17 protein-coding genes and 2 tRNA genes are annotated in these 23299 nt (G+C 59.7%); 10 read left to right on the forward strand and 9 right to left on the reverse strand.

Annotated features, from left to right (window positions below):
- The first annotated feature begins 56 nt into the window (after positions 1–56).
- The 3 genes from OU26_RS04330 (at position 57) to nhaA (ending at position 1879) form a co-directional block, all read left to right on the forward strand.
- Positions 57–133, forward strand: a tRNA-Arg gene (locus OU26_RS04330).
- A 41-nt stretch (positions 134–174) separates the two neighbouring features.
- Positions 175–248 (forward strand) — tRNA-Arg (locus OU26_RS04335).
- A gap of 263 nt (positions 249–511) precedes the next feature.
- Entirely contained in the window at positions 512–1879 is a 1368-nt protein-coding gene (nhaA, locus tag OU26_RS04340) for a Na+/H+ antiporter NhaA (protein ID WP_193345883.1), read from the forward strand.
- Positions 1880–1957: 78 nt separating this feature from the next.
- Here the strand turns inward: nhaA and OU26_RS04345 are convergent, their stop codons facing one another.
- The 7 genes from OU26_RS04345 to OU26_RS04375 form a co-directional block, all read right to left on the reverse strand.
- A complete protein-coding gene (locus OU26_RS04345) occupies positions 1958–2629 on the reverse strand; it encodes an O-methyltransferase (RefSeq protein WP_026645700.1) in 672 nt (223 codons plus the stop codon).
- A gap of 2 nt (positions 2630–2631) precedes the next feature.
- Entirely contained in the window at positions 2632–3549 is a 918-nt protein-coding gene (locus tag OU26_RS04350; protein WP_026645701.1) for a succinate dehydrogenase/fumarate reductase iron-sulfur subunit, read from the reverse strand.
- Between the two features lie 59 nt (positions 3550–3608).
- Entirely contained in the window at positions 3609–5465 is a 1857-nt protein-coding gene (locus OU26_RS04355) for an FAD-binding protein (RefSeq protein ID WP_026645702.1), read from the reverse strand.
- A gap of 70 nt (positions 5466–5535) precedes the next feature.
- On the reverse strand, positions 5536–6846 hold the full coding sequence (locus OU26_RS04360) for a DNA-processing protein DprA (protein WP_026645703.1): 1311 nt from the start codon (positions 6844–6846) through the stop codon (positions 5536–5538).
- Positions 6843–8372 carry a YifB family Mg chelatase-like AAA ATPase gene (locus OU26_RS04365; RefSeq protein ID WP_026645704.1) on the reverse strand — a complete coding sequence of 510 codons (1530 nt, stop codon included), beginning with the start codon at positions 8370–8372 and terminating at the stop codon, positions 6843–6845. Before OU26_RS04365 ends, OU26_RS04360 begins: the two co-directional genes overlap by 4 nt.
- On the reverse strand, positions 8372–8824 hold the full coding sequence (locus OU26_RS04370; protein WP_026645705.1) for a YraN family protein: 453 nt from the start codon (positions 8822–8824) through the stop codon (positions 8372–8374). The genes OU26_RS04365 and OU26_RS04370 overlap by 1 nt, the downstream gene beginning before the upstream one ends.
- A 171-nt stretch (positions 8825–8995) precedes the next feature.
- Positions 8996–9871 carry a pyridoxamine kinase gene (locus OU26_RS04375; protein ID WP_026645706.1) on the reverse strand — a complete coding sequence of 292 codons (876 nt, stop codon included), beginning with the start codon at positions 9869–9871 and terminating at the stop codon, positions 8996–8998.
- Positions 9872–10213: 342 nt separating this feature from the next.
- Here OU26_RS04375 and OU26_RS04380 point away from each other — a divergent pair, with 342 nt between their 5' ends.
- The 7 genes from OU26_RS04380 to OU26_RS04410 all read left to right on the forward strand — a co-directional run bounded on the left by OU26_RS04380 (position 10214) and on the right by OU26_RS04410 (position 19602).
- Complete coding sequence (locus tag OU26_RS04380) at positions 10214–11527, forward strand: O-acetylhomoserine aminocarboxypropyltransferase/cysteine synthase family protein (RefSeq protein WP_026645707.1); 1314 nt, start codon at positions 10214–10216, stop codon at positions 11525–11527.
- Between the two features lie 236 nt (positions 11528–11763).
- The gene (locus tag OU26_RS04385; RefSeq protein WP_026645708.1) at positions 11764–12315 is read left to right on the forward strand and encodes an ECF transporter S component; all 552 of its coding nucleotides are present in this window, start codon (positions 11764–11766) and stop codon (positions 12313–12315) included.
- Between the two features lie 153 nt (positions 12316–12468).
- On the forward strand, positions 12469–14115 hold the full coding sequence (locus OU26_RS04390; protein WP_026645709.1) for an ABC transporter ATP-binding protein: 1647 nt from the start codon (positions 12469–12471) through the stop codon (positions 14113–14115).
- Positions 14115–14924, forward strand: a complete 810-nt coding sequence (locus tag OU26_RS04395; protein ID WP_026645710.1) for an energy-coupling factor transporter transmembrane component T family protein — start codon at positions 14115–14117, stop codon at positions 14922–14924. The genes OU26_RS04390 and OU26_RS04395 overlap by 1 nt, the downstream gene beginning before the upstream one ends.
- A 9-nt stretch (positions 14925–14933) precedes the next feature.
- A complete protein-coding gene (locus tag OU26_RS04400; protein WP_026645711.1) occupies positions 14934–15953 on the forward strand; it encodes an Lrp/AsnC family transcriptional regulator in 1020 nt (339 codons plus the stop codon).
- 173 nt (positions 15954–16126) lie between these two features.
- Positions 16127–16918, forward strand: coding sequence for an ABC transporter ATP-binding protein (locus tag OU26_RS04405; protein ID WP_026645712.1), 792 nt, complete (start codon positions 16127–16129; stop codon positions 16916–16918).
- Positions 16919–16959: 41 nt separating this feature from the next.
- The gene (locus tag OU26_RS04410; protein ID WP_026645713.1) at positions 16960–19602 is read left to right on the forward strand and encodes an ABC transporter permease; all 2643 of its coding nucleotides are present in this window, start codon (positions 16960–16962) and stop codon (positions 19600–19602) included.
- Between the two features lie 173 nt (positions 19603–19775).
- On the opposite strand, the gene OU26_RS04415 is transcribed toward OU26_RS04410, so the two are convergent.
- Together OU26_RS04415 and OU26_RS04420 are read right to left on the reverse strand one after the other, a co-directional pair.
- Positions 19776–20525: a response regulator gene (locus tag OU26_RS04415; RefSeq protein ID WP_026645714.1), complete on the reverse strand. Its 750-nt coding sequence runs from the start codon at positions 20523–20525 to the stop codon at positions 19776–19778.
- A gap of 76 nt (positions 20526–20601) precedes the next feature.
- Positions 20602–23211, reverse strand: a complete 2610-nt coding sequence (locus tag OU26_RS04420; protein WP_026645715.1) for a sensor histidine kinase — start codon at positions 23209–23211, stop codon at positions 20602–20604.
- Positions 23212–23299: the final 88 nt, after the last annotated feature.

Genomic DNA, 23299 nt, shown 5'->3' on the forward strand with positions numbered 1-23299 from the left:
TGTTTGAAGCTCGTTTGGGTGTATCTTATTCGAGTTGCCGGAAACAAGGCAACGTTGCGCGAGTAGCCCAGCGGATTAGAGCAGCTGACTACGGATCAGCAGGTCGCAGGTTCGAATCCTGTCTCGCGCACCAGCCACCAGTCATCAGGTGGCTTTAGAAAATAAGATGACGTTGCGCGAGTAGCCCAGCGGATTAGAGCAGCTGACTACGGATCAGCAGGTCGCAGGTTCGAATCCTGTCTCGCGCACAAGAACCTCCTTCGCGAATGCGGAGGAGGCTTTCTTTTTTGTGTTAGGTTTCCCGTCAGTATCGCCGTGAAGCCTTGAATCCTCTCCGGAAGCGTCTTGGATCGCGGGAATCTTCCAATGTGAATGGCCATAGTGTGGGGCGATTGCGCGCACAGATGAGCGTGGATGAGGATTCGAGACCAAACACCAGACCCTTCGATACACTGGATAATGCGATTTTTCCACGGACATCGCGGTCGGACGGGGCCGCAAGACAAGGAGCATGATGGCCACATCGAAGAGGGGAATCTGGACAACCATCCGACGCATAGCTGCATCCGACCGTATATCCGGTCTGATCATGCTCGGTTTCGCCCTCGCCGGACTCCTGCTGGCCAACCTCCCCTTCACCGCTCATGCGTTCGAACAGCTCGAGAACTTCCGTATAGCCATTCCCCATACCAATATCGACATGGGATTGGGCCATTGGGTGCAGGACGGTCTGCTGACGGTGTTCTTCCTGACCGTGGGATTGGAATTGAAACAGGAGCTCACCACGGGATCGCTGTCCAATCCCAAGGCCGCCGCGGTGCCGATGCTATGCGCCGTGGGAGGCATGCTGGTGCCGCCGGCGCTGTTCATCGGTGTGATTTCGCTGTTCTCCGCAGCAGGGGACGGTCGCCTGACTATAGCGTCGGGCGAGGTGTTCTCCTTCGCGCAGATGTCCCATGGATGGGCGGTGCCCACGGCCACGGACATTGCGTTCTCGTTGGCTGTGCTGGCTTTGTTCGCCAAGGCGCTGCCGGGCTCCATCCGTGCGTTTCTGATGACGTTGGCCACGGTGGATGATCTGCTGGCCATCATCCTGATAGCGGTGTTTTTCTCGTCGGTGAACGCGTGGTATTGGTTCCTCGGCATCGCCGTATGCGCGGCCGTCTGGTATTTCCTGGTGCGCATGCGCAGGGTGCCATGGCTCGCGGTGGCCATCGTCGGCGTGCTGGCATGGGTCATGATGTTCGAGGCCGGCGTGCACCCCACGCTGGCAGGCGTGCTGGTCGGCCTGCTCACTCCCGCGCATGAGTGCTTCGGTGAGAAGACCCCACGGGCGGAACGCTACGCGGACAAGCTGCAGCCGTTCTCCGCGTTGCTCGCGCTGCCGATCTTCGCGCTGTTCGCCACCGGTGTGCATTTCGAATCGTTGACATTCGCATTGTTCGTCTCGCCTGTGGTCGTCGCCGTGATGGTGGCGTTGGTCGTCGGCAAGCCTTTGGGCATCATGGCCACGGCATGGCTGTCCACGCATGTGGGAGGCCTCAAAATGGCCAAGGGATTGCGCGTGCGTGACATGTTCCCCGCGGCTTGCGCATGCGGCATCGGCTTCACGGTGTCGTTCCTTATCGCCTCTCTCGCGTATCAGGACGCCGAATTGTCCGCCGAGGCCAGATTCGGAGTCCTGATCGGATCCATGATCGCGGCGGTGATTTCCGGCATACTGCTGAGCCGCCAATCCAAGCGGTTCGAATCGGCCGCGGAGCAGGAGCGCAAACACCACACCGGCGATGAGGATGCCGCCGACGAGGTCGAAACGGTGCTGGAGGACGGCACGGTCGTGGTCAGTCAGACGATTGGTGCCAAGACGAAACGGCAGTAGATGAGAATGGGGCCCGCACATGCCATTACCATGTGCGGGCCCCATCATATCCAGGAAATCAGAGAGGGTGCGGCGTCGTCAGTCCTTGACCGCGATCAGCAGACCGGTGCCGGTCGGCGTCAACGCGGTGGTGAACCTCTCATCGGATTCCACGGTTTCCAGCAGCTCCCGCATCGCAATGGACTTCGCGTCACGGTTGGCGGGATTCAGCACGCCACCGGCGGAGGTGGCCGCATCGAAGGCGAGCACGTCGGTGAACACGATCGCGGCATGCGGCTTCAGTAGACGCGGCGCCTGCGCGAAAGCGGCCGCGTAATTCTCGGAATCGCCGGCAACAACGATCAGATCGTAATTCTCGGCGTTGAGACGGGGAAGGAACACGCCCGCGGATGCGTTGACCGCACGCAGCGTGGTCTCGGTCTCGTCGGATAGCCGGTTGAACAGCTTCCGAATCAGGGAGATGCCCTGCGCGGAGGAATCGACGGCGGTGAGCTGTCCCGTGCCGTCAAGACCATTGATCAATTGCATCGTCTCCACCACAGAGCCGGTGCCGATGGCGATCACCGAGGAGGCGTTCAGCATCCGCACCAGCATGCGCAGAAGCTCGGCCTGTGCCGCCGATCCCTGGGGAATGCCGTTCTCCTCGGCTACGGTCCTGATGGCGTTCAATTCGGCTGACTGGCGTGAGAACGCATGATCCTCGACATACTCCCACGATTTCGCGAGATTGGTGTATGACGTCCTGTCCATGTTCAGCGCTCCTTGATTTGGGCGATCAGCTGCCAGATCTCCTCGCCGACGTCGATGCCACGCGGACATTCGCGCGAGCATGCGCGTACCGACTGGCATGCCGCGATGCCGTCGGCCGAGTCGATGGCATCCATGCGGGCGGCCGTCTGCATGTCGCGTGAATCGTTGATGAAACGGGACGCCGCGATAAGCGCCGCGGGGCCGATGAACGCCTCGCCGCCCGCGTACACGGGACAGCTGCCTTCGCAGGTTCCGCAGGCGATGCAATTGCTCAGCAACTCGTATTTGGCCAGCTGCTGCGGATTCTGCAGATATTCGAACGCATCGATCTTGCCGTCCTCGGTGGTGGCGAGATCGTCGTTGGCCTGCAGATACGGCTTGAGTTTTTTGATCTGGTCGAGCATCTGGTCGATGTCGGCGACCAGATCGCGACGTACGGGGAATCCGGGCAGCGCGGCGAGCTCGATGACGCCCAAGTCGTCGCCGTCCTGTGCGGGAACGGGCTGGAAGTCGTCACCGGTATGGCGGAATCCCTCATTGTCCACCTGCGTGCCGGCCGGTTTGGCCCAATCCCTCACCATGGCCGTGCAAAGCAACGTCGGTGTGCCGTTGATGGCCACCGCATCGGAACCGCATATGCCATGTCCGCACGAATAGCGGAAGGCGAGCGTCGGGTCGATGGTGCGCTTGATCGTCAGCAGGCAGTCAAGCACGGTGTCCTCCGGGCGGACGGACAACGTGTACTCCTGTACCCACTGCTTGCCACGGGGACGCCTACGTGCGGATGCTCCGGAATCGCCAAACGGAGAACTCTTTCTGGCGAAAGGCGAGCCTCCTCGCTCACGGCCTCGTTCGGGACGCGGCGTGAACCTGTTCACCCGCAACGTCACCGTGTTCATGCCGTTCTCCTTGCCGTTCATGTACCTGCCTTTCGATGAAAAACCGTCAACTAGTCTGCCATACGCCGTGCCCAGAGGCGTCAGTATTCACGGGCTTTCGGCGGCATATCCACGATATGCACCGACTGCCAGGAGACCTGTCCGGTGACGTCCGTCATGGAGTGGGCCAGGAAATGCTCGTCATCGCGTTCGGGGAAGTCGAGGCGTTTCAGCGAGCCGCGGGACTCATGGCGCGCATCGGATGCGGAAAGCACGGCCTTGCCGAGCTCAATCAGATGGCGCACCTCCCAGATGGCGGTGATCTCCTGATTGAATGCAGAGGAGTCGGAATGCGCATGCAGCGCTTCGGCACGCGGCGTAAGCTCGTCGTTCAGCGTATGCAGCCCCTGTTCGATGCTGCGCTGGTCGCAACGCACTGCGACGGCCCGTTCCATGACGGAGCCCAAATCGGCCAGCAGCCGGTAGGGATTGTCCTGGGCGGCTTCGTCATCCTCCGGCAGCTGTACCAGCAGATCCCTGATCTGCGCCGAACGCTCGTCGGCCGCCTGCCGGACCTTGTCGATGCCGGTCTCGTCGGATGGCTCGGCCGTTGGATCGTTCACCGGGTCATCGGCGACTCGCTGGGCCAGAGCCTTGCCTGAACGGGTGCCGAACAGGCACGCGTCCAGCAGGGAGTTGCCACCCAGACGGTTCGCGCCGTGCACCGACACGCAGGAGCATTCGCCGGCTGCGAACAGACCCTCCACGATGGCTCGTCCGCCGTCAGTCCAGCGATAGACCTCGCCGTCGGTGGTGATCGGGATGCCGCCCATCGTGTAATGCGCGGTCGGCTTGACGGGAACATAGTCATGTGCCGGATCGAGGTTGGCGTACTTTTCGATGGTCTCCACCACCTGTGGCAGGACCTTGCGCATGTGATCCGCGTCGATGCCTGTCATATCCAGCCAGACGCAATCCTTCGGGCCTTCCGGATTCTTTGGATCGGCGACCCCTCGTCCGGCATCGATCTCAGCCATGATGGAACGGCTCACCACATCGCGTGCGGCCAGATCCGCATGCCACGGAGCATACCGTTCCATGAACGCCTCTCCATCGGCATTGCGCAGCACGCCGCCTTCCGCGCGTGCCGCCTCCGACAGCAGAATGCCGGTATGGGCAAGACCGGTCGGATGGAACTGCACGAATTCGCCATCCTCCAGCTGCAGACCCGCGGACAGGGCCAAAGCCATGCCGTCGCCGGTCAGGTCCCATGAATTCGACGTGGTATGGAACAGGCGTCCCGCGCCACCGGTGGCCACCAGCACATTGCGCGCGTGGATGGCGTGCGTCTCGCCCTTATGCGTGTCGAATGCCACCACGCCTTCGACCTTGTCGTGGTCCTCGGACACCACCAGATCGGTCACATACCATTCCTCGGCGAATTCGACGCCTTCGGCGACGCATTGCTGCCAAAGCGAAAACAGGATCTGATGTCCGATACGGTCGGCCGCATACGCGGCACGTCGGACGGGTTCCTTGCCGAAATCCTTGGTATGTCCTCCGAACCGACGCTGCGCGATGTGCCCATCCTCGGTGCGTGAGAAAGCGACGCCGGCATGCTCCAACGCAATCACCGTTGCCGGAGCTTCCTGGGCGAGCAGCTTCGCCGCATCCTGGTCGACAAGCCAATCACCGCCCTTGACGGTGTCGTAGTAATGCCAGTGCCAATCGTCCTTCTCGATATTGCCGAGGCTGGCGGCGATACCTCCTTCCGCGGCCCCAGTGTGGGAGCGCAACGGCTGCAGCTTTGAAATCACCAGAACGTTCGGCTCGATGCCGGACGCTCTCATCTGGCGCATCCGCTCGCTGCGGAGCATCCCCAACGCAGCGGAAAGGCCTGCCGCGCCCGCGCCGACGATCACTGCATCATACATATCTTCAACATGCTTCGGACTCATACCACTGATTTTCGCACAAGGTATGACTTCGAAGCCGGATGGGGGAATGCGCGCGCGTGGAACCGTCCGCTCAACGTCCGATGATGGAGATCCGCCCGGACCGCACGTCGATGAGGCCTTCAAGCTCCAATGAGCCCAAATCCCGCATGACACGTGCCACGGAATATTCGCCGGGGTGTGTCTCGTCAAGCTTGGCGAGCACGTCGTCGGCGGTAACATTGCCGCTGGTTCCGCACATTCCGATGGCGTTGAGCACGGTCGTGCCGGAACCGGCATACGGCGTCTCCCGTCGTTCATCTTCTCCGCCATCCGCACCATCGACGGATTCCGGCCGATGCGCGCCGTGACAGAGCTCGTCGATCTCTGTCAGCGAGCAGACGATAGAGGCCTTGCCTTCTTGGATAAGACGGTTGCAGCCGGTGTTATGCGGCATGGTGACGTCCCCCGGCACGGCGAAAAGGTTGCGGTTGAGTTCGTTTGCCCACCCTGCCGTGTTGAGCGCTCCGGATCGTGCCCGCGCCTGCGCCACGATCAGCGTGGACGACAGCGCTGCGATCAGACGGTTGCGCAACAGGAAACGTCTCGCCTCGGGCACGGTCCCCGGACACAGCTCGGAAATCAGAGCGCCCGAATGGTTCTCGATCTGCTCGAACAGGCGCTGGTTGCTTTTCGGGCCGATGTGGTTCAGACCTCCGGCGAAGACGGCGACGGTGCGTCCGGCAAGAGGGGCTCCCATCTCGTCCATGGCCTGGATGGCGCCCCAATGGGCGGCCGCATCGGCTCCCAGCGCTCCACCGGACACCACCAGATGACCGGCGCGCGCCGCATGAAGCGCCAGCTCATGCGCGCACTGTCTGCCATAGTCGCCGACGCCACGCGAGCCGACTATGCCGACCGGTGCGGAGCATGACACCAACGCCTGAGGGTCGCCCTTGCCCCACAGACATAACGGGGCCGCCCAATCGGTGTGCAACGACAGATCGGCCAGCTGATCCGGCCAACACGGGTGATGAGGGGCGATGATCCATTGCGAGCCGCCTACGGTGAACCAATCGCGCAATTCATCCGGATCCTTGCAAGGGAGAAGCGTCAGACGTTGTTGCCATGACACCAACGATCCATGGAACGAGGCCATGCCGCGGGCGTTGATGGTGCGTCCCCAACGCGTGATGCCGTTGATGAACGCCGCGTCCAAAGCGGAACATGCCGCGGCCACCACGCCTTCATGGTTACCCGGTCCGCTATCGGCGATCAGCTGCAATGCGCTTGCGGCAGAACCGGTGCCTTTGATCAGCGCATACATCATCGCATCGGCGCTGTCCAGACAGAAGGTCAGCACAGCGCGGGCCAAAGTCTCATCGTCTATAGTCGTCGCGGTCATGTCAGCTTCGTCCTCATGGATATTCCCTGCATCATCTCCTCCGGTCCGGGGGAGGTCTTTCCCACCAGATCGGACAATGTCCACGCAAGACGCATGGCCCGGTCCGCTCCTCGTAGGCTCAGCCGTTCGCTCGCCAATGCGCGGTTGACCAATTCGATTGCTTTGATCGACGTGTTGGCCCTGAGCCATGAGCCGGTTGCCTGCGCGTTGCAGGTCCATTTGTATTCGTGGAACCGTTCCTGCGCCGTCTGACGCGCGACCATGACGCGCAGACGTATGTCGTGGCTCGAATCTCCGGACGGCTTGGTTCCGGAGACGATGCGCTCCACCGGCGGTACTTCAATCTGGATGTCGATGCGGTCGAGGATCGGGCCGGAAAGACGGCTGAAATATTTGATGCGATCCTTCTCCCTGCAGGTGCAGCGTTCGCCGTTGCCGTACGCGTAGCCGCATGGGCAGGGATTCGCGGCCATGACCAGCTGGAAACGCGCCGGATAGTACGTGGTGCCTTTCGCTCTGGAAATCGCCACATAGCCTGATTCCAGCGGTTCGCGCAGCGTCTGCAGCGTCCTGGCGGAGAATTCCGGAGCCTCGTCCATGAACAGGATGCCGCGATGCGCGCGGGTTATCGCGCCTGGTTGGGCCAATCCCGCGCCGCCTCCGACTAAGGCGGCGGTCGATGCAGTATGGTGGGGCGCCTCGAACGGCGGAACGACGCTGATGCCGTATCCGGGAAGCGTGCCGCAGAGCGAACGGATCGACGCCACTTCGAGCTGTTCGTCCTCGTTCAGTGGACTCATAATGCCGGGAAGTCTGGATGCGAGCATGGTTTTGCCGGTGCCGGGTGGACCCGTCATCATCAGGTGGTGGCCTCCAGCCGCTGCCACCTCCAATGCCCATTTGGCGGCATGCTGCCCCATCACCTCGCTCATGTCCCCGGGCGGAGGACAGATGGCCATGCCATCGGCGTCGGCGTCCATGCCGCGCATGCTGTCCGGAATCGTGTATTCCGCGACGCCGCCCATCAATTCGATGAGCTCTCCGACATGACGCACACCAATCGCCTGGACATCGGGAATGAGACGCGCCTCTTCCAGGTTGGCGTGTGGAACGATGATCTTCGCAATGCCCTGTTCCTTCGCATGCAGCATGATCGGCAGCAGACCGTTGATGGGAAGCACCGTTCCGTCGAGATTCACCTCGCCCAGCACGATGGTGTCGGCGAGACAGTCATGGGCGATCGCGCCGGAGGCGCTGAGCACACTGGCCGCGATCGCCAGATCATGCGAGGACCCTTTCTTTGGCATGGAGGCGGGCGAGAGATTGACCGTGACTCGCGTCTCCGGCCATTTGAAGCCACTGGCCTGGCATGCCGATTTGACACGCTCGCGCGCTTCTGACAAGGAGGTGTCGGGAAGCCCGATGATAGAGAAATAGGGAAGTCCGGGGGAGACGAAGGCCTGGATTTGGATGATGAAGGCCTTCAATCCGATTAGCCCCACGGATAGCGCGCTGCCGATGGCCATCAGAACGCTCCTTCGATATGGTGCAGCAGCGGATGATCCCCCTGCACGACGATGGTGATGACATCGAAGCGCACGCCGTTGTGCGGCATGCGATGTTCGGGGTCCGACAGCCATTGCACGGCGGCGTGGCGCAGATTGATCTGCTTGGAGGCGGTGACCGCCTCCTGAGGCGTGCCATAGCGTAGCGTCCGTCTGGTCTTGACCTCGACGAAGACGATCTGGCCCATGGGGTCTCGCGAGATGACATCGAGCTCTCCATAGCGGCAATGCCAGTTGCGGTCGAGCGTGTGCCAGCCGTGGCTTTCCAGCCATGCGGCAGCATATTGCTCTCCGAGATCGCCGATCTGTCGTGAGCGCAACGAATTATCGCGCATCCGTCGCGATAGGGAATCGAGAAGCTGCTCCGAGGAGCGTGCTTTGGGCGGAACATTGTGCGGTGATGAAAGGTTCATGGCCCCAGTCCAACAGACTGCGACCGCATATGACAAGGCCGACCGGCCAATGTGGATAACTTGTATGGATCCGGGCGTGTTGTGGATGGACGGTGGATGAATCCGCGTTATCCACACTCATCCACCGCGTCGTGCCCGGACCCATCGCGGAGAGACGGAGCGCCGGGGATGTCAGCGCTGAACCAGATTGGTCATTTCACCGAGGTCAAGTTCGAAGCTCACGCCACGTTCCTCATGATTCGGCTGATACTGCGTGCTTTCCATCGCATGCCGCACGAACTCGCCGGCGATATCGGCCGCCTCGGCCAACGGACGTCCTGCCATCACCGCTCCGCATAGCGCCGAAGCGAACGCATCACCGGTGCCATGCGTCATGAATGGCAGCTTGTCATGTGCGAGTTCCTGCTTGCCGGCGGCGCCCGTGGACGCGGATGCGACGTAATTGCGGATTTTGCCATCGCCACGGTCGATGCCCTTGAGCACGACGTTCCTCGCACCGGCGTCGAGCAGGGCGTCGAGCAAAGCATCAACCTGGGCGTCGTCGATGTCCTGCCCCGGATACTCGCATCCCGTCAGAATGGAGGCCTCGGTCAGATTCGGCATCAGCACGTCCGCGCCGTCCACCAGCGTGCCCATCGCACGGCATAGCTCGGGAGTGTAGGTGGCGTAGATCTCTCCGCCATCGCCCATCACTGGATCCACCAATCGCAGGGCATGCGGATATTCCTCATACAGGCGCTTGATGATCGCGACCTGGTCCGCGGAGCCGAGGAAACCGGAATAGACGCCGTCCAGATCGACGCTCTCCTGCCGCCACGCGTCCAGATATCCGTCCAGAATCTCGGTCGTGTCATGGAATGTGAACACCTTATAGCGCGTATGCGCGGAGAACAGCGCCGTCGGGACGGGGCAGACATCGCAGCCGGCCGCCGACAGAATCGGAATGGCCGCGGTCAGCGAGCACTTGCCGTAGCCGCACATGTCATGCACCGCGGCCACGCGGGGAATGTACCGTGGATCTCGGTCATACAGAATCTCATCGCTCATATATCAACACCTCTTTCGCGATTGTCTGCACCTGACTTTAGCCGGTGGCGTGACCTCGGCGCGGTTCTGTCACACGACGTTGCCGACGGCCGGATCGACGGCATGTGGGATATCGGCGTGTCGCGGATTTTCGCATGCGTGTTTTCAATGGTTGCCAAGCATGGGAAATCAATGATTCCAACGGTTTATAAAGGGATATAGGCAAGTGCGATAACGTCCGGCTTGCGTCGCGCCCGCAGTCCGGCTTATTGTCGCTACCAACAGCCGGCCAGCCACCTGCACGGCAGGACGAATGACCGGCGAAGACGAGAACAAACGAAACCTCACACAAGGAGCGACACCATGGCAGAGAACAAGAACTACCGCTTCGAGACGCTGCAGCTGCACGTCGGCCAGGAGCAGGCCGACCCGGCCACCGACTCCCGCGCGGTGCCGATCTACCAGACCACCAGCTACGTCTTCCATAACTTCGACCATGCCGAGGCCCGTTTCGGACTGGCCGACCCAGGCAACATTTACGGTCGTCTGACCAACTCCACCCAGGCTGTGTTCGAGGACCGCATCGCAGCCCTCGAAGGCGGCACCGCGGGTCTTGCCGTCGCCTCCGGCGCGGCCGCCGTGGAATACGCGGTGCGTAACATCACCCAGTCCGGCGACCACATCGTCGCCGCCAAGAACGTGTACGGCGGCACCTTCAACCTGCTGCGTCACACCCTGCCGCGTGACGGTGTGAACACCACCTTTGTCTCCGCAGAGAATCCGCAGGAGTTCGAGGATGCCATCCAGGAGAACACCAAGCTCGTCTACTTCGAGACCTTTGGCAACCCGAACGCCGACCTGCCGGACTTCGAGGCCATCACCGCCATCGCCCATAAGCACCACCTGCCGGTGATCGTGGACAACACCTTCGCCAGCCCGTACCTGTTCCGTCCGTTGGAGCACGGCGCCGACATCGTGGTGGAATCCGCCACCAAGTTCATCGGCGGCCACGGCACCACCCTGGGCGGCGTGATCGTGGAAGGCGGCAAGTTCAACTGGGCCGAGGTGCCGGGCAAGTTCCCGACCCTCACCGAGCCTGATCCGTCCTACCATGGCCTGAACTTCTACGAGGCCCTGGGCGGAAGCGCCTTCGTGACCCGCGTGCGCGCCATCCTGCTGCGCGACACCGGCGCCACCCTGTCCCCGTTTGCCGCGTTCCTGCTGCTGCAGGGCACCGAGACCCTGTCCCTGCGCGTCGAGCGCCACGTGCAGAACGCCCTCAAGGTCATCGATTACCTCAAGACCGTGCCGGAGGTCGAATCCATCTCCCACCCGTCCATCGAAGGCCGCAAGGACAACGAGCTGTACAAGAAGTACTTCCCGAACGGCGGCGGCTCCATCTTCACCTTCGACATCAAGGGCGGCAAGGACGCGGCACGCGTGTTCATCGACAACCTGCACCTGTTCAGCCTGCTGGCCAACGTGGCCGATGCCAAGAGCCTCGTGATTCACCCGGCCTCCACCACGCACTCCCAGGAGACCCTGGAGGAGCTTGAGGACCAGGGCATCCACCAGGGCACCATCCGCCTGTCCATCGGCCTGGAGAACATCGACGACATCATCGATGATCTCGAGGGCGGCTTCAAGGCCCTGCGCGAATCCGGCCTGGCCAAGTAAGCCAATCCGGACAGCCGTGTCGGACGGCTCGCGACACCATGAGAAGGGGGTGTTGTGAGCCGTCCGTTTCCATGTTTTTATGCTTGTAATGTGGACGGGTTAGGATTCCGGATTGTTCCGGCAGGCAATGTCGGGATCCGATGGTTGGGATGGAATCGCCAGTGATTCCTCTCCATAGCGTCGACGATGTTCCGATTCTGACGATTCGGCGAGACAAAGAGAGAGAAGGTTGGATTATGGCACAGGACGTCAAGAAGGGCGTCTCGAAGGCGATTCGGACCAACACCATTCCATTGATCGCCATCATGACCGCGGTCACCACGGTGGTGGCAATGTTCGTGAAGGTGCCGACCCCGGGCAAAGGATATTTGAATCTTTCCGACACGATGATTTATTTCAGCGCGTATGCGTTCGGACCGTGGGTCGGCGGTATCATTGGTGGTCTTGGCCCGGCGCTGTCGGATCTGATCAGCGGTTATCCGCAGTGGGCTATCTTCACGCTCGTCATTGATGGCGTGCAGGCGCTGCTGGTGGGATTCCTGGTTCGGCGGTTCGAGCCGGTCAGCATCATCGTCGGCTCCGTCGCGGCGGGAGCTTGGAAGGTGTTCGGCTATTTCATCGCAGGCTGGATTCTTTCCGGAATGGGTCCTGCTCTGGTGGATATTCCAGGAAATTGCCTGCAGGCCGCGGTCGGTCTGGTTGTCGGCTTCGCGTTGTTCTCGGCGATGCGCAAGGCCTATCCGCCGCTGGTGCGACTCGGTGGTCTCGGTGTCAAGGCCAGTGAGTGATACATTATTATTCGGATGCAAAAAGCCCGTGGGTTCACCGGTGAACGGCGATTCCACGGGTTTTTTATACGTCTTTACTCATATAGTATCCGTATTGGTCGTGTCCACGGCCGGTGCAATGGGCTGATGTGCTGAGGATATGGAGAAAAGCGCATGATCACGGTACGTGATTTGAATTGGCAGTACGCGCCGCTGGCTGATGGCGGCAGGCCGGCGAATAGCCTCAAGCATGTCAGCTTCGACATCAAGTCGGGGTCGTTCGTGGGAATCATCGGCCCCACGGGCGCCGGCAAATCCACGCTATGCATGGCGTTGGCCGGCATCATCCCGAATCTGGCCGATGGCACCATGAGCGGTCTGGTGGAGGTCAATGGCATGAACACCAGCCGCCATTCGGTATCCGCGTTGTCCGAACGCGTCGGGTATGTGCAGCAGGATCCCGAATCACAGCTCTTCTGCGCAAGCGTCGAGGATGAAATCGCCTTTCCTTTGGAGAACCGCGGATTCGCGCCAGACATCATCGACAGACAGATTGACATCATGCTCGATCTGGTCGGCATGACCGGATATCGCAAGCGCGTGCCGACCAGCCTGTCGGGCGGGCAGATGCAGCGAGTGGCCATCGCGGCCGCATTGGCGGCGGAACCCGATGTGCTCGTGCTCGACGAGCCGACCGCGGCACTTGACCCGGAAGGCAAGCAAGAGGTTTTCGACGTGCTCGAGCGCATCCGCCAGACCCGTTCCATGACGGTGATTATGGCGGAGCAGGATACTGAGCATATCGCCCACTGGGCCGACCAGGTGCTGTTCATGGTCAACGGTGAGGTGGTGCGCAACAGCGATGCCAGCCTGTTCACCCGTGAGAGGGGATTGCTGGAATCCGCTGGCGTGCAGGTCTCGGATGGTCCTCTGCCCGTGGTCAGGGCCGTCCGCACCAGTGGAAAGGGGAAGCGGGACGGATCCAAGGACGTGTCCGAGTCCGAGACCCCGGCCAAAAACGGGAACGTGATTATCAGCCTGGACCATGTGTCCTACCGGTACGAGCGGGGCGGCAACGCGACGAAGGCTTTGGACGATGTGTCCGTGGACATCGAACGTGGTTCGTTCGTCGGCCTCATCGGACGCAACGGTTCCGGCAAAACCACTCTTGCCAAGCATCTGAACGGATTGCTCAAGCCGACACAGGGCACCGTGACGGTGGATGGTCTTGACGTGTCCAAGCACGGCGTCGGAGAAATGGCCGCCCGCGTCGGATTCGTGTTCCAGAATCCCGACCATCAGATCTTCTGCTCCACCATCAAGGATGAGATCGGGTTCGGGCCGACCGCGCTTGGACTGGACTGCGCCACCGTATACAAACGCGTCGAAGAGATGATGATCCTGTTCGACCTGCATCGCTACGAGGACATCTCGCCGGCCACGCTCGGCTATGGCGAGAGACGCGCGGTGGCGCTGTCCTCCGTGCTGGCCATGCGCACGCCGATTCTTGTGCTCGACGAGCCCACCGCGGGGCTCGACCACCGGCTGGCCGCACGATTCCTCGGCGCCGTAGAAAAACTCCACCAGCGCGGCGTCACCGTCATCATGATCAGTCATGACATGCGTGCCGTATATCGCTACTGCACACACGTGTTGGAATTGAAGGACGGGAAAATCGTGCAATACGGTCCGATCGACAGATCGGAGGAGACGCGGGAGCCGCAACCGAAGACCGCGCTTAGGAAGAACAAGGCCAAAGGTCCGGTCTCGGCGACGCATGCGCTGCCGAAAGTCGATGAACAACGGAAGGAAGGACGCTGATGGACGCCGATCTGTATGTGCCAGGCGACGGATGGCTGCACCGTGCCGACCCGCGTGTGAAATTCCTGATTTCCACGGTCATGCTGGTGCTATGCCTGATATGGCGTAATTGGGCGTTCATCCTCGACGTGCTGATCATCGAACATCTGATGCTCATCACCGATGGTGTGCCGTTGAAACGCATAGGCTGGGTGTGGAAGATCCTCGCCGTGATCATCGTGTTCATCGTGGTGCTCTGGCCGATTTTCGACCCGTCCGGCACGCATGTGCTCTGGCAGTGGGGATGGCTGAAACTCACGCAGGAGAACCTGCTGATGGCCGCGGTGATGGGTCTGCGCATCCCGGCTCTTGGCTTCGCATGCTTCCTCACCCTGTTCACCACCAGCCAGACCAGACTGATCCGGGGATTCACCTCGCTGGGAATGCCGTACAAGGCCGGTCTCACCATCGCCACCGCATTGCGTTACATTCCGGTGTTCTTCTCCATCTGGCAATCCGTTTCGGCAGCTCAGCGCGCCCGCGGACTCGACCTGAGCGGCAAGACCGATGCCTCCGGCAACAAGCGCAACGTGTTCGTGCGTATAGGCGCTCGATGCAAATCGTATTTGCCGATACTCATCGCGGTGCTGATCCGCGCATACAAGATGAGCCAAAGCGTGGGGTGGGCCATGGAATCGCGTGGCCTCAACCTTCAGGGAGCCAAACGCACATATCGCGTGAAACTGACGATGCGTGTCGTCGATTGGCTTATTCTCGTGCTGACCATGGCCGCGACGGCCGGCAGTGTCTGGTTGATGCTGCATTACTGAGGTCGGATGATGGCATACGGGGAGCGAAGGCCCGTGATTTCGGCCCGCGATCTGAAAGTGGTCTCGGCATTGCAATGCGACGGCCGTATGACCATGCAGGCGCTTGCCGACAAAATCGGCATTTCCGTCTACGCGGCTACGGAAAGCTACCGCAGGCTTACTGAATCCGGCATCATGAGCATCGTCCCGGTGTGCAATCCATTGAGTCTGGGCAATTACAGCCAGGTGCTGGTGGGACTTCGTCTCGACGGGAGCAGGGATGAGGCTCTTGCCATGCTCCAATCCATGCCACAGGTCACCTACGTGGTCTGCGCTCTGGGGGATGCCGACATCATCGCTGAGGCTGTGGTGTATTCGGCTGAAGGCATGGATCATTTCCTCAAACATGGTCTGCGCGCGTTGCCGGGATTGTCCCGTCTGCAGGTGTTCTCATGCGGACGGCTGGTGCTTGATGACCACAATGTCAGCGTGGTGAACCGTCTGCTCGCCGCGCATGGCGAAACCGGCTTCCTGACCAAACGCGAGGCGAGTGTCGGCACCGATATTCCCTCGCATCGTCTGGATCCACGGTTCGTGCACACATTCAACGAACTGCAGAAGGACGGCAGGGCCAGCTATGCGTCGTTGGGGGAGTGTCTCGGCGTGACCCATACGGCGATTCGCGGCCGCATCAAAAAACTCGAAGATTCCGGCGTGATGCGCATTATGGCCACGGTAAGCCCCATGCGTTTGGGAGGATTCCGACAGGCATTCCTCGGACTTGGAGTGAAACCTCCATATCGGCTTGACTCCGAACAGCTTCTGGCCATCGACGAAGTGACGTACGCGATGAGTGGTGTCGGATTGAACGGTGCCGATTACCTGATTGAAATCATCGCCGACAACGATGAGGACCTATGGCGCGTGGTGGACGAATCCATTCGCCCATTGCCAGGCGTGGAACAGACCTGGTGGGCGTCCACCGTCAGTGTGGAAAAGGAGTCGTATTGGCTTGAGCCGCCGCACGAAGGCGTATTGCTAGGCGATTGACGATTGCCCGATGCTTGGAACATGGTTTCTGATCATCCAGTTTTCGCTGTTCCCGCGTTGATCTCATACTCAAGGATGAGTCGCGGTTCAGCAGGATTTCAGACCAACGCATGATGCCGTTGACGTCGAATGTTCCGTATGTTGGAAGTAACTTCGCAAAGAAAGGAACTTCCATGGACATCAGGGACGCCATCAAAGCCAATAACACTGCCATTGAAGCCATCGATCTTGTCAAGGACTACGGTTCCGGAAGCAACGCGGTGCATGCGTTACGTGACGTCAATATCGCCTTCGAACAAGGAAAATTCACCGTCATCATGGGCCCTTCCGGCTCTGGCAAATCCACGTTGATGCACACGCTGGCCGGACTTGATTCGGCCACTAGCGGACACGTCATGTTCGACGGCAAGGATCTGACCCGCATGAACGACGACCAGCTCACCCTGCTGCGCCGCCATCAGATCGGTTTCATCTTCCAAAGCTTCAATCTGCTGCCGATGTTTACTGCCGAACAGAACATTCTCATGCCCTTGACCTTGGCTGGAGCGAAACCAGACCGACAGTGGTTGCGTCTGCTGGTGGAAACGCTTGGCCTTAAGGAACGTCTTAACCATCGTCCGAACGAACTATCGGGAGGCCAACAGCAGCGTGTGGCCATCGCGCGAGCATTGATCACCAAACCGAAACTGGTGTTCGCAGACGAGCCCACCGGCAATCTTGACTCTGTATCAAGCGCCGAAGTGCTGAGCTTCCTGAAACGTTCCGTCAACGAACTTGGCCAAACCATCATCATGGTCACGCATGATGCGGTCGCCGCGTCTTACGCCGACCGTGCGCTCGTGTTCGCCGACGGCCAGATCGTGGCGGACGTGAACAAGCCGACAGCAGACCAGATGAGTGAACTGCTGATGAAGGAACGCGAAGCCGCCACAATGAATGTGGCTTCCGTGAGACATTCCCGCTAAACGCACTGTAGAAGCATTCGAAGAAGGAAACAGAATTAACCATGTGGTCCATCACTTTGAAACTCATGCGAAAAACCAAGCGCATGCTCATACCCGCAGGCATCGCCATCATGATCGGCACGGCGTTCATCGCCAGCACCTTCCTGTTCGGCAATGCCATGAACGACTCCCTGACACGGCAGATGACCGCCATGTTCGGAAACGCCAACTATGCGGTGACCGTCAACAGCTCCGACCTGAGCGATGAGGAACTCAACGAAGCGTACTCCAGCACTGTCGGCGACTTCCATCTCGACCAGATCGCCGGCATCGAAGGGGTTGACGGCGTCCGCGCCTCGGTGGAAACCGGCGTCAGCGTTTCCAGGGGGGACAGCGCCATCAGCGGCGAGATCATCTCTACCGCGGCACAGAAGAACATGCTTCCCGTGAATATTACGGAAGGGGACCAGCCGAAGGACTCCAACGAAGTCGCACTGCCGGAAGACATGGCGAAACAGCTGAACGTCGGCATTGGCGACACTGTAAGACTGACCTCCCAATATGCGGTAGGCACCGATGGCAAAGCCAAAGTGGACAACGTGCGCGTGGTCGGACTCACCTCCGATCCGAACGGCGCCTACTCGTACTATGGTGGTGCGATCGTAGGATCCGACAATCTGCTTGCCGCAATGCAGGGAACGGACGATTTCGACACCACCGGAACAACAATGGTATACCTCGACCTTGCCTTGGATGGAAATAGCGTATCCGCAAAAACCATCAACAGTGTGAAAGCGTTGCTGCCAAAGCATTTCGATCTGATGTCGCGACAGCAGGTCAGTGACGAAAGCATCAAATCCTTAACCGGCAACCAAACCAGCATCGTCACCACATTCCTCATGTGCTTCGGCGTGCTTGCCATGTTCGTGGCGGCACTGGTGATCGCCAACACGTTCCAAGTACTCGTGGCGCAACGCCGCCGCACACTCGCCTTGCTGCGCACCATCGGCGCGAAAAAAGGCCAGCTGTATGGTTCCGTGCTGTTCGAAGCGGCAGTGCTTGGCTTCGTCGCATCCGTGCTTGGCGTGGTGCTGGGAAGTCTGCTCATGTGGGGCATGTGCGTCAGCAACATCATGCAAGAGGGTATGCGATTCAATTTCTCTTGGCAGGCCGCCGTCATACCTATTCTCTTCGGTATTGTGGTGACGGTGCTCGCATCCCTGGGATCCGCACGTTCCGCTACTGCGGTGACGCCATTGGAGGCATTGCGCCCGATTGAACTGACCGACAACCGTCGTTCCAGCCTCACGCGAGCCATAATCGGTATTCTGATGGTGGTGGTCGGTATCGCCATGGTGGTATTTTCCATCTGGCGGGTACCGGCCACCAATGGCGGCGAGAATGCGAGCAGCGATCAATTCACGATGATTCTGCTCGTAGCCATCGCCGGCGCCGCACTGGTATTCCTCGGAATGGTGGTCACCGCGGTGTTCTGGATGCCGGCCCTCATGAAGGGAGTTGGAGCGTTGGCCTCGCTGACAGGCCCTTCCGCAACGGTTGCGCACGCCAACATTCAGAAGAATCCGCGACGCATCGCAGCAACCGGTGCCGCTCTGCTCATCGGCGTCACCCTGGTTTCCACCATCGCAACCGGTGCCGCCAGCGCCAAAGAGACTATGAATGGTGCGCTCGCCACCCGTTATAGCGTCGACATCGTGGCCATGGGCGATGACATCAGCCAGCAAATGGTCAAGGATGTAGCCGACATCAACGGCGTGTCCGACACGTTGTATGCGCCGGCGGTTTCCGTGACCTTGGAGAAAGCGGATGGAACCCAGCCTACGTCCGCATTGCTGGTCGGCGTGAAGAACATCGATCAGGTCAAACAGGTCATGCGTGCCAACTTGGGTAACGCCTCCATCGACAGTGATAGCGTGCTCATGCCAACATACAATGCGCAAACCGGTAAGGAACTGCAGTTCGCCAATGGCACGGCTGATTTCTCCACCGAATGGAACCAGGACGGCGACGCTACGCGTTCGCTGACATTGCAAGCAAACCAAGCCGACTACCGTCGCGTATCCGCACAGTATGGAGCTGTCGGATTCGTGGATGAAAGCCATTTCACCAATGGTGACCTCGATGCCGCCACCCATGTGCTGCTGGTCAAGGCGGATACTGACAAGTCGGGAGTTTCCGTTGACGGCATCTACAACGACATGCAGGCCGCATTGGAGAAGAGCACTGATGCGACAGTGACCGGACCGATCGCCGAACGCATCGTATGGGCGAAGATGATCGACTCCATGATGATGCTTCTGGTGGGATTGATCGCTGTGGCTGTGCTCATCGCACTTGTCGGCGTGGCCAACACGCTGTCCCTATCGGTGATTGAACGCACCCGCGAATCGGCCACTCTGCGCGCCATCGGCATGACCCGCGGCCAGCTACGGGCATCACTCGCCATCGAAGCGCTGCTTATCTCCGTAGTCTCAGGCCTTGCCGGCATACTGCTTGGCACATTGTTCGGTTGGCTGGGCGCATACGTGGTGTTCAGTCTGTACGGCACCGTGGCGTTCCCATTCGAATGGGGAATCAACGGCATTGTGCTTGCCGTGGCGGCTGTGGCAGCGTTGCTGGCCAGCATCGCACCTGCCCGTCGGGCGGTCAGGGTGCCGCCAGTTGAGGCGCTCGCAGAAGCTTAGCACCTCAACTGGCGGCCTTCGCGGCAAGCCGCTCACCTCACCTACGGGAAGCCTACCAGGCTTCCCGCTTTACGGTTCGGCCTGTTGAGGCGCTCGCTGAAGCTTAGGCGATAAACGAAATGCTCCTTCGAAAGAAGGAGCATTTTTGTTGCCGAATACGTTTTATGAAGATTTTATACGAGATGGTTTTCATAGGCGAACACGACGGCTTGCACGCGGTCGCGCGCATTGATTTTCGACAGAATATGCGCGACATGCGTTTTCACGGTAGGCAGGCTGATGAACAGCTTGTCCGCGATTTCCTGATTCGACAGACCATGTGCGATCTCAATAAGCACCTCGCGCTCGCGGTCGGTCAGTTCGTCCAATTCCGGATCGGTATACGCCGGCGCCATTGAAACGGAAGTGGACGTGACGGAAGCGGGTTGAGTGGTGGCAGCGCTTGCGAAACTGCCATCCATCATTTTTTCAATAAGCCGTTTCGTGGCGGACGGAGCGATGATGGCGTTGCCCTGATACACGGTGCGAATCGAATTGAGCAACGTCTCCGGTTCCGTGTCCTTCAGCAGGAAACCGGACGCGCCGGCGTTGATCGCGGCCATCACGTATTCGTCCAAATCGAACGTCGTCAGAATGATCACACGGGTATGCGCATCGTCAAGCGCGCTTCCGTCAGGTGCGAAACGATGCTGCAACGCGCTGATCCGACGTGTCGCCTCAATGCCGTCCACACCGGGCATACGCACATCCATCAGCACCACGTCGGGATGCAACGTCTCCGCCAAAGCCACCGCTTCCGCGCCATCGCGCGCCTGGCCGATAACCGCCATATCCGGTTGCGAGCCGATCACCATCGCGAAACCGGCACGCACCAATTCCTGATCATCGGCGATGACCACACGAATCTTCTGTTCTTCACTCATACTCTCCACCTTATCGGCATCGTTCCGCTCACAGCGCGAAACAACCCCTTAAATCTCCCTGAAAAACTTGAACCGGCTATCGAGACGCGCGCTGCAGCTGCTCCTCTAGCGGTGCTGCGGGCCTCAACTGCAGTTCGCTCGCGCTACCGGCATGAGCGTCATCGCTGAAACCAGTCTCACGAAGCACTCCGAGCAGTTCGCGCATACGCTTAAGCGCGGCGCGCCCCTGTTCTCCGATGGCTTTGAACGCTGCGGAAATCTCGTCGGCGGTAGGCTCTTTGCCTTGTGCTTCGGCAGCGTCCAACATGCGGATACCATCGACGGCTTGACTAATCACGCTGTTCAGCGTGGCGGTGACTTCAGCCTGAATGCTGGCACTGATACGGTCGCGTTCCATATTCGCCGCGAGAATACGCTGCTTCTCCTGCTCGGCCACCAGCGCTTCCTCTCGCGCCTGCAACACCAGTGCGTTTGAATCACTGGAGCGAGTCCAACGTGCCCATGCCATAATGCCGGCGCACAGTATCAACACCGCAACCGTATACATAACGCCGGTAAAGAACGCCGCAGTACTGCTTGACGCGGCTGAAACCGGTTTTGTCAGGCCCACGGAAGCGGTGATGGCGCCGAACAAGGTAATGTATCCGTGTTGATCGGCCGCGATTTTCAAGCCCATCAGCACCGAACAGGTGACAGCGGCAGGACCGGTCCAACGCCATGCGTGTTCGCGTCCATACAATACGGCTGAATACAGAGCGCACAGCGACGCTACGATATGTCCAACCTCAATCGATCCCAAAAACAACAATTGCACAACTGACAATACGAACACAATAAGCGCGCAAGTCTCGGGGAACCTGCGTCGAAGGGACAGCGCCAATATGCAGCAGGTGGCGATCGCATGAGAGAGCTGCGCAAGAGGTGAACTATCAAAAAGGAACGTAATCGACATGCGATTCAGCAGCATGACCAATACCACGGCACCAACGGAATCCATGAGCACATAATGGTGCTGCGTCCATGCGGAAACACGTTCCACCCAATTCGGCCCTCGCGAATTGGATGTATTTGCAAATTCTACGGATTTCAGTTTCAACGATTTGAGCAAATCATGCAGATTGGGTGCGGTGATGCGCAAATGTTGCAGGGCATTCGAACGATGATCGCGACCGGTCGGTTGGTTGGTTTCCTGCGTCTGCTCCGATGGCTGATCCGGGATTCGCGCCGATATGTTGACGGCTGTGTGAGGCGCGATTGCTTCGTCGGATAATTCCGCTGTGCTGGATATGGCAGTTGTGTTGCACGATTCGGACTGTTCCGGGGCATACTGTTCGCCGGTTTCGTCTGTCACCTGTTCTTTACCGCCGTAAGGCAGGGTGGCCATGACTTCGAAGCCTCCGCCGAGTCGGGGGCCAGCCTGCAATGAGCCTCCGGCCGATTCGATGCGTTCCTTCATGCCCAGCAGGCCGTAACCTGGCGTATGCCCGTCGATATTGGCCGCCGCGCCATGACCATTGTCGGTGATGGTCACAGTGAGCAAACCGTTGTTCCATGACTCTTCAATATGTACATCGACGTGCGGCCCCGCATACTTGCGGATATTCGTCAGCGCCTCCTGCACTACATGGTAGGAAGCTATCGAGGCTTGTTCGCTGAGTTGTTCTGGGCTGGCGGTGCCGGTGATATTCCGTCGGATTCGAATGTCGGGGGAGACGTTTTGCGCTTGTTCCACAAGATTGCCGATATCGTTATAATCGGCGTGCGGTGAACCCCCGAATACTCCCAGAAGACGTTGCATGTCATGCAGTGCGCGTTCCGATTCGTGTCGAATCGTCTCCATGGTGTTTCTGGCAACCGCGGGATCATGCGTGCCTGCATAGCGACCGCCGTCAGACTGCACGATGATGATTGACAGGGTGTGCGCCACCACATCGTGCATGTCACGTGCGATGCGTGCGCGTTCCGCCAACGCGGCGATATCGCGTTCATCCTGGTCTCGCGCGGCGATTGCCTCATTGCGTTCCCGCATCATGCGAACGGTTGCCAGACGGGCGCGCTGCCAGAACGCTACAATGACGGTGGAAATAATGCATACTTCGAAAATCGGCGTCAGCACCAGCATGTATTGCGCCATCATGTCGGCAACTTCCGACATGGATGTTCCTGTGTAGATGGAACCGAGAGTGTCTTCCGTGGCCATAACGCCATTCGGATTTGAGCCATTCCAGCTGCTCCATGTATGCACTTTGCCTCCGGTGAGCAGCGGTCCATTGGACATGGTCCATGCCGCCAGCGCCGAAGCCAGAAGACCGATGGACAACGCCAGAATAATGAAGGCTTTCGTGTTTTTGGGATTGCCGTAGACGATCACCGAATACAGCATGAACAATGCCAGAATATCGGCGCCCAACAGGCAAGGGCCGAATATGAGATGCGCCAAGGTCAATGCCACGCAGAGCAACGCTCCGGTCTGCGGCCGCCATCGACGGATCAGCAGCGGGATAAGCATTGCCGCTTCCCATGCCATCTGCGTGGAAGGCTTAAGGTCAAACAGCAATCCCGGATTATAGGTGATGCCGCCGGTCACGCCGAACAGCAGAACACCTATGACAAGCGTGATGATGAGATCGCCTGCGAAGACATGACCATGCATCCACGACAAGAGACGCTGCTTGAGATTCGACATACGTTCCACCCTAGCGCCAGATATGCTGTGACGCCATCATGCGCGGGAATGAAATAGCGGCAGGATAAAGCCGCTTTTGTGAGGTAAG

The organism is Bifidobacterium ruminantium DSM 6489 (assembly GCF_000770925.1).
Classification (GTDB): domain Bacteria; phylum Actinomycetota; class Actinomycetes; order Actinomycetales; family Bifidobacteriaceae; genus Bifidobacterium; species Bifidobacterium ruminantium.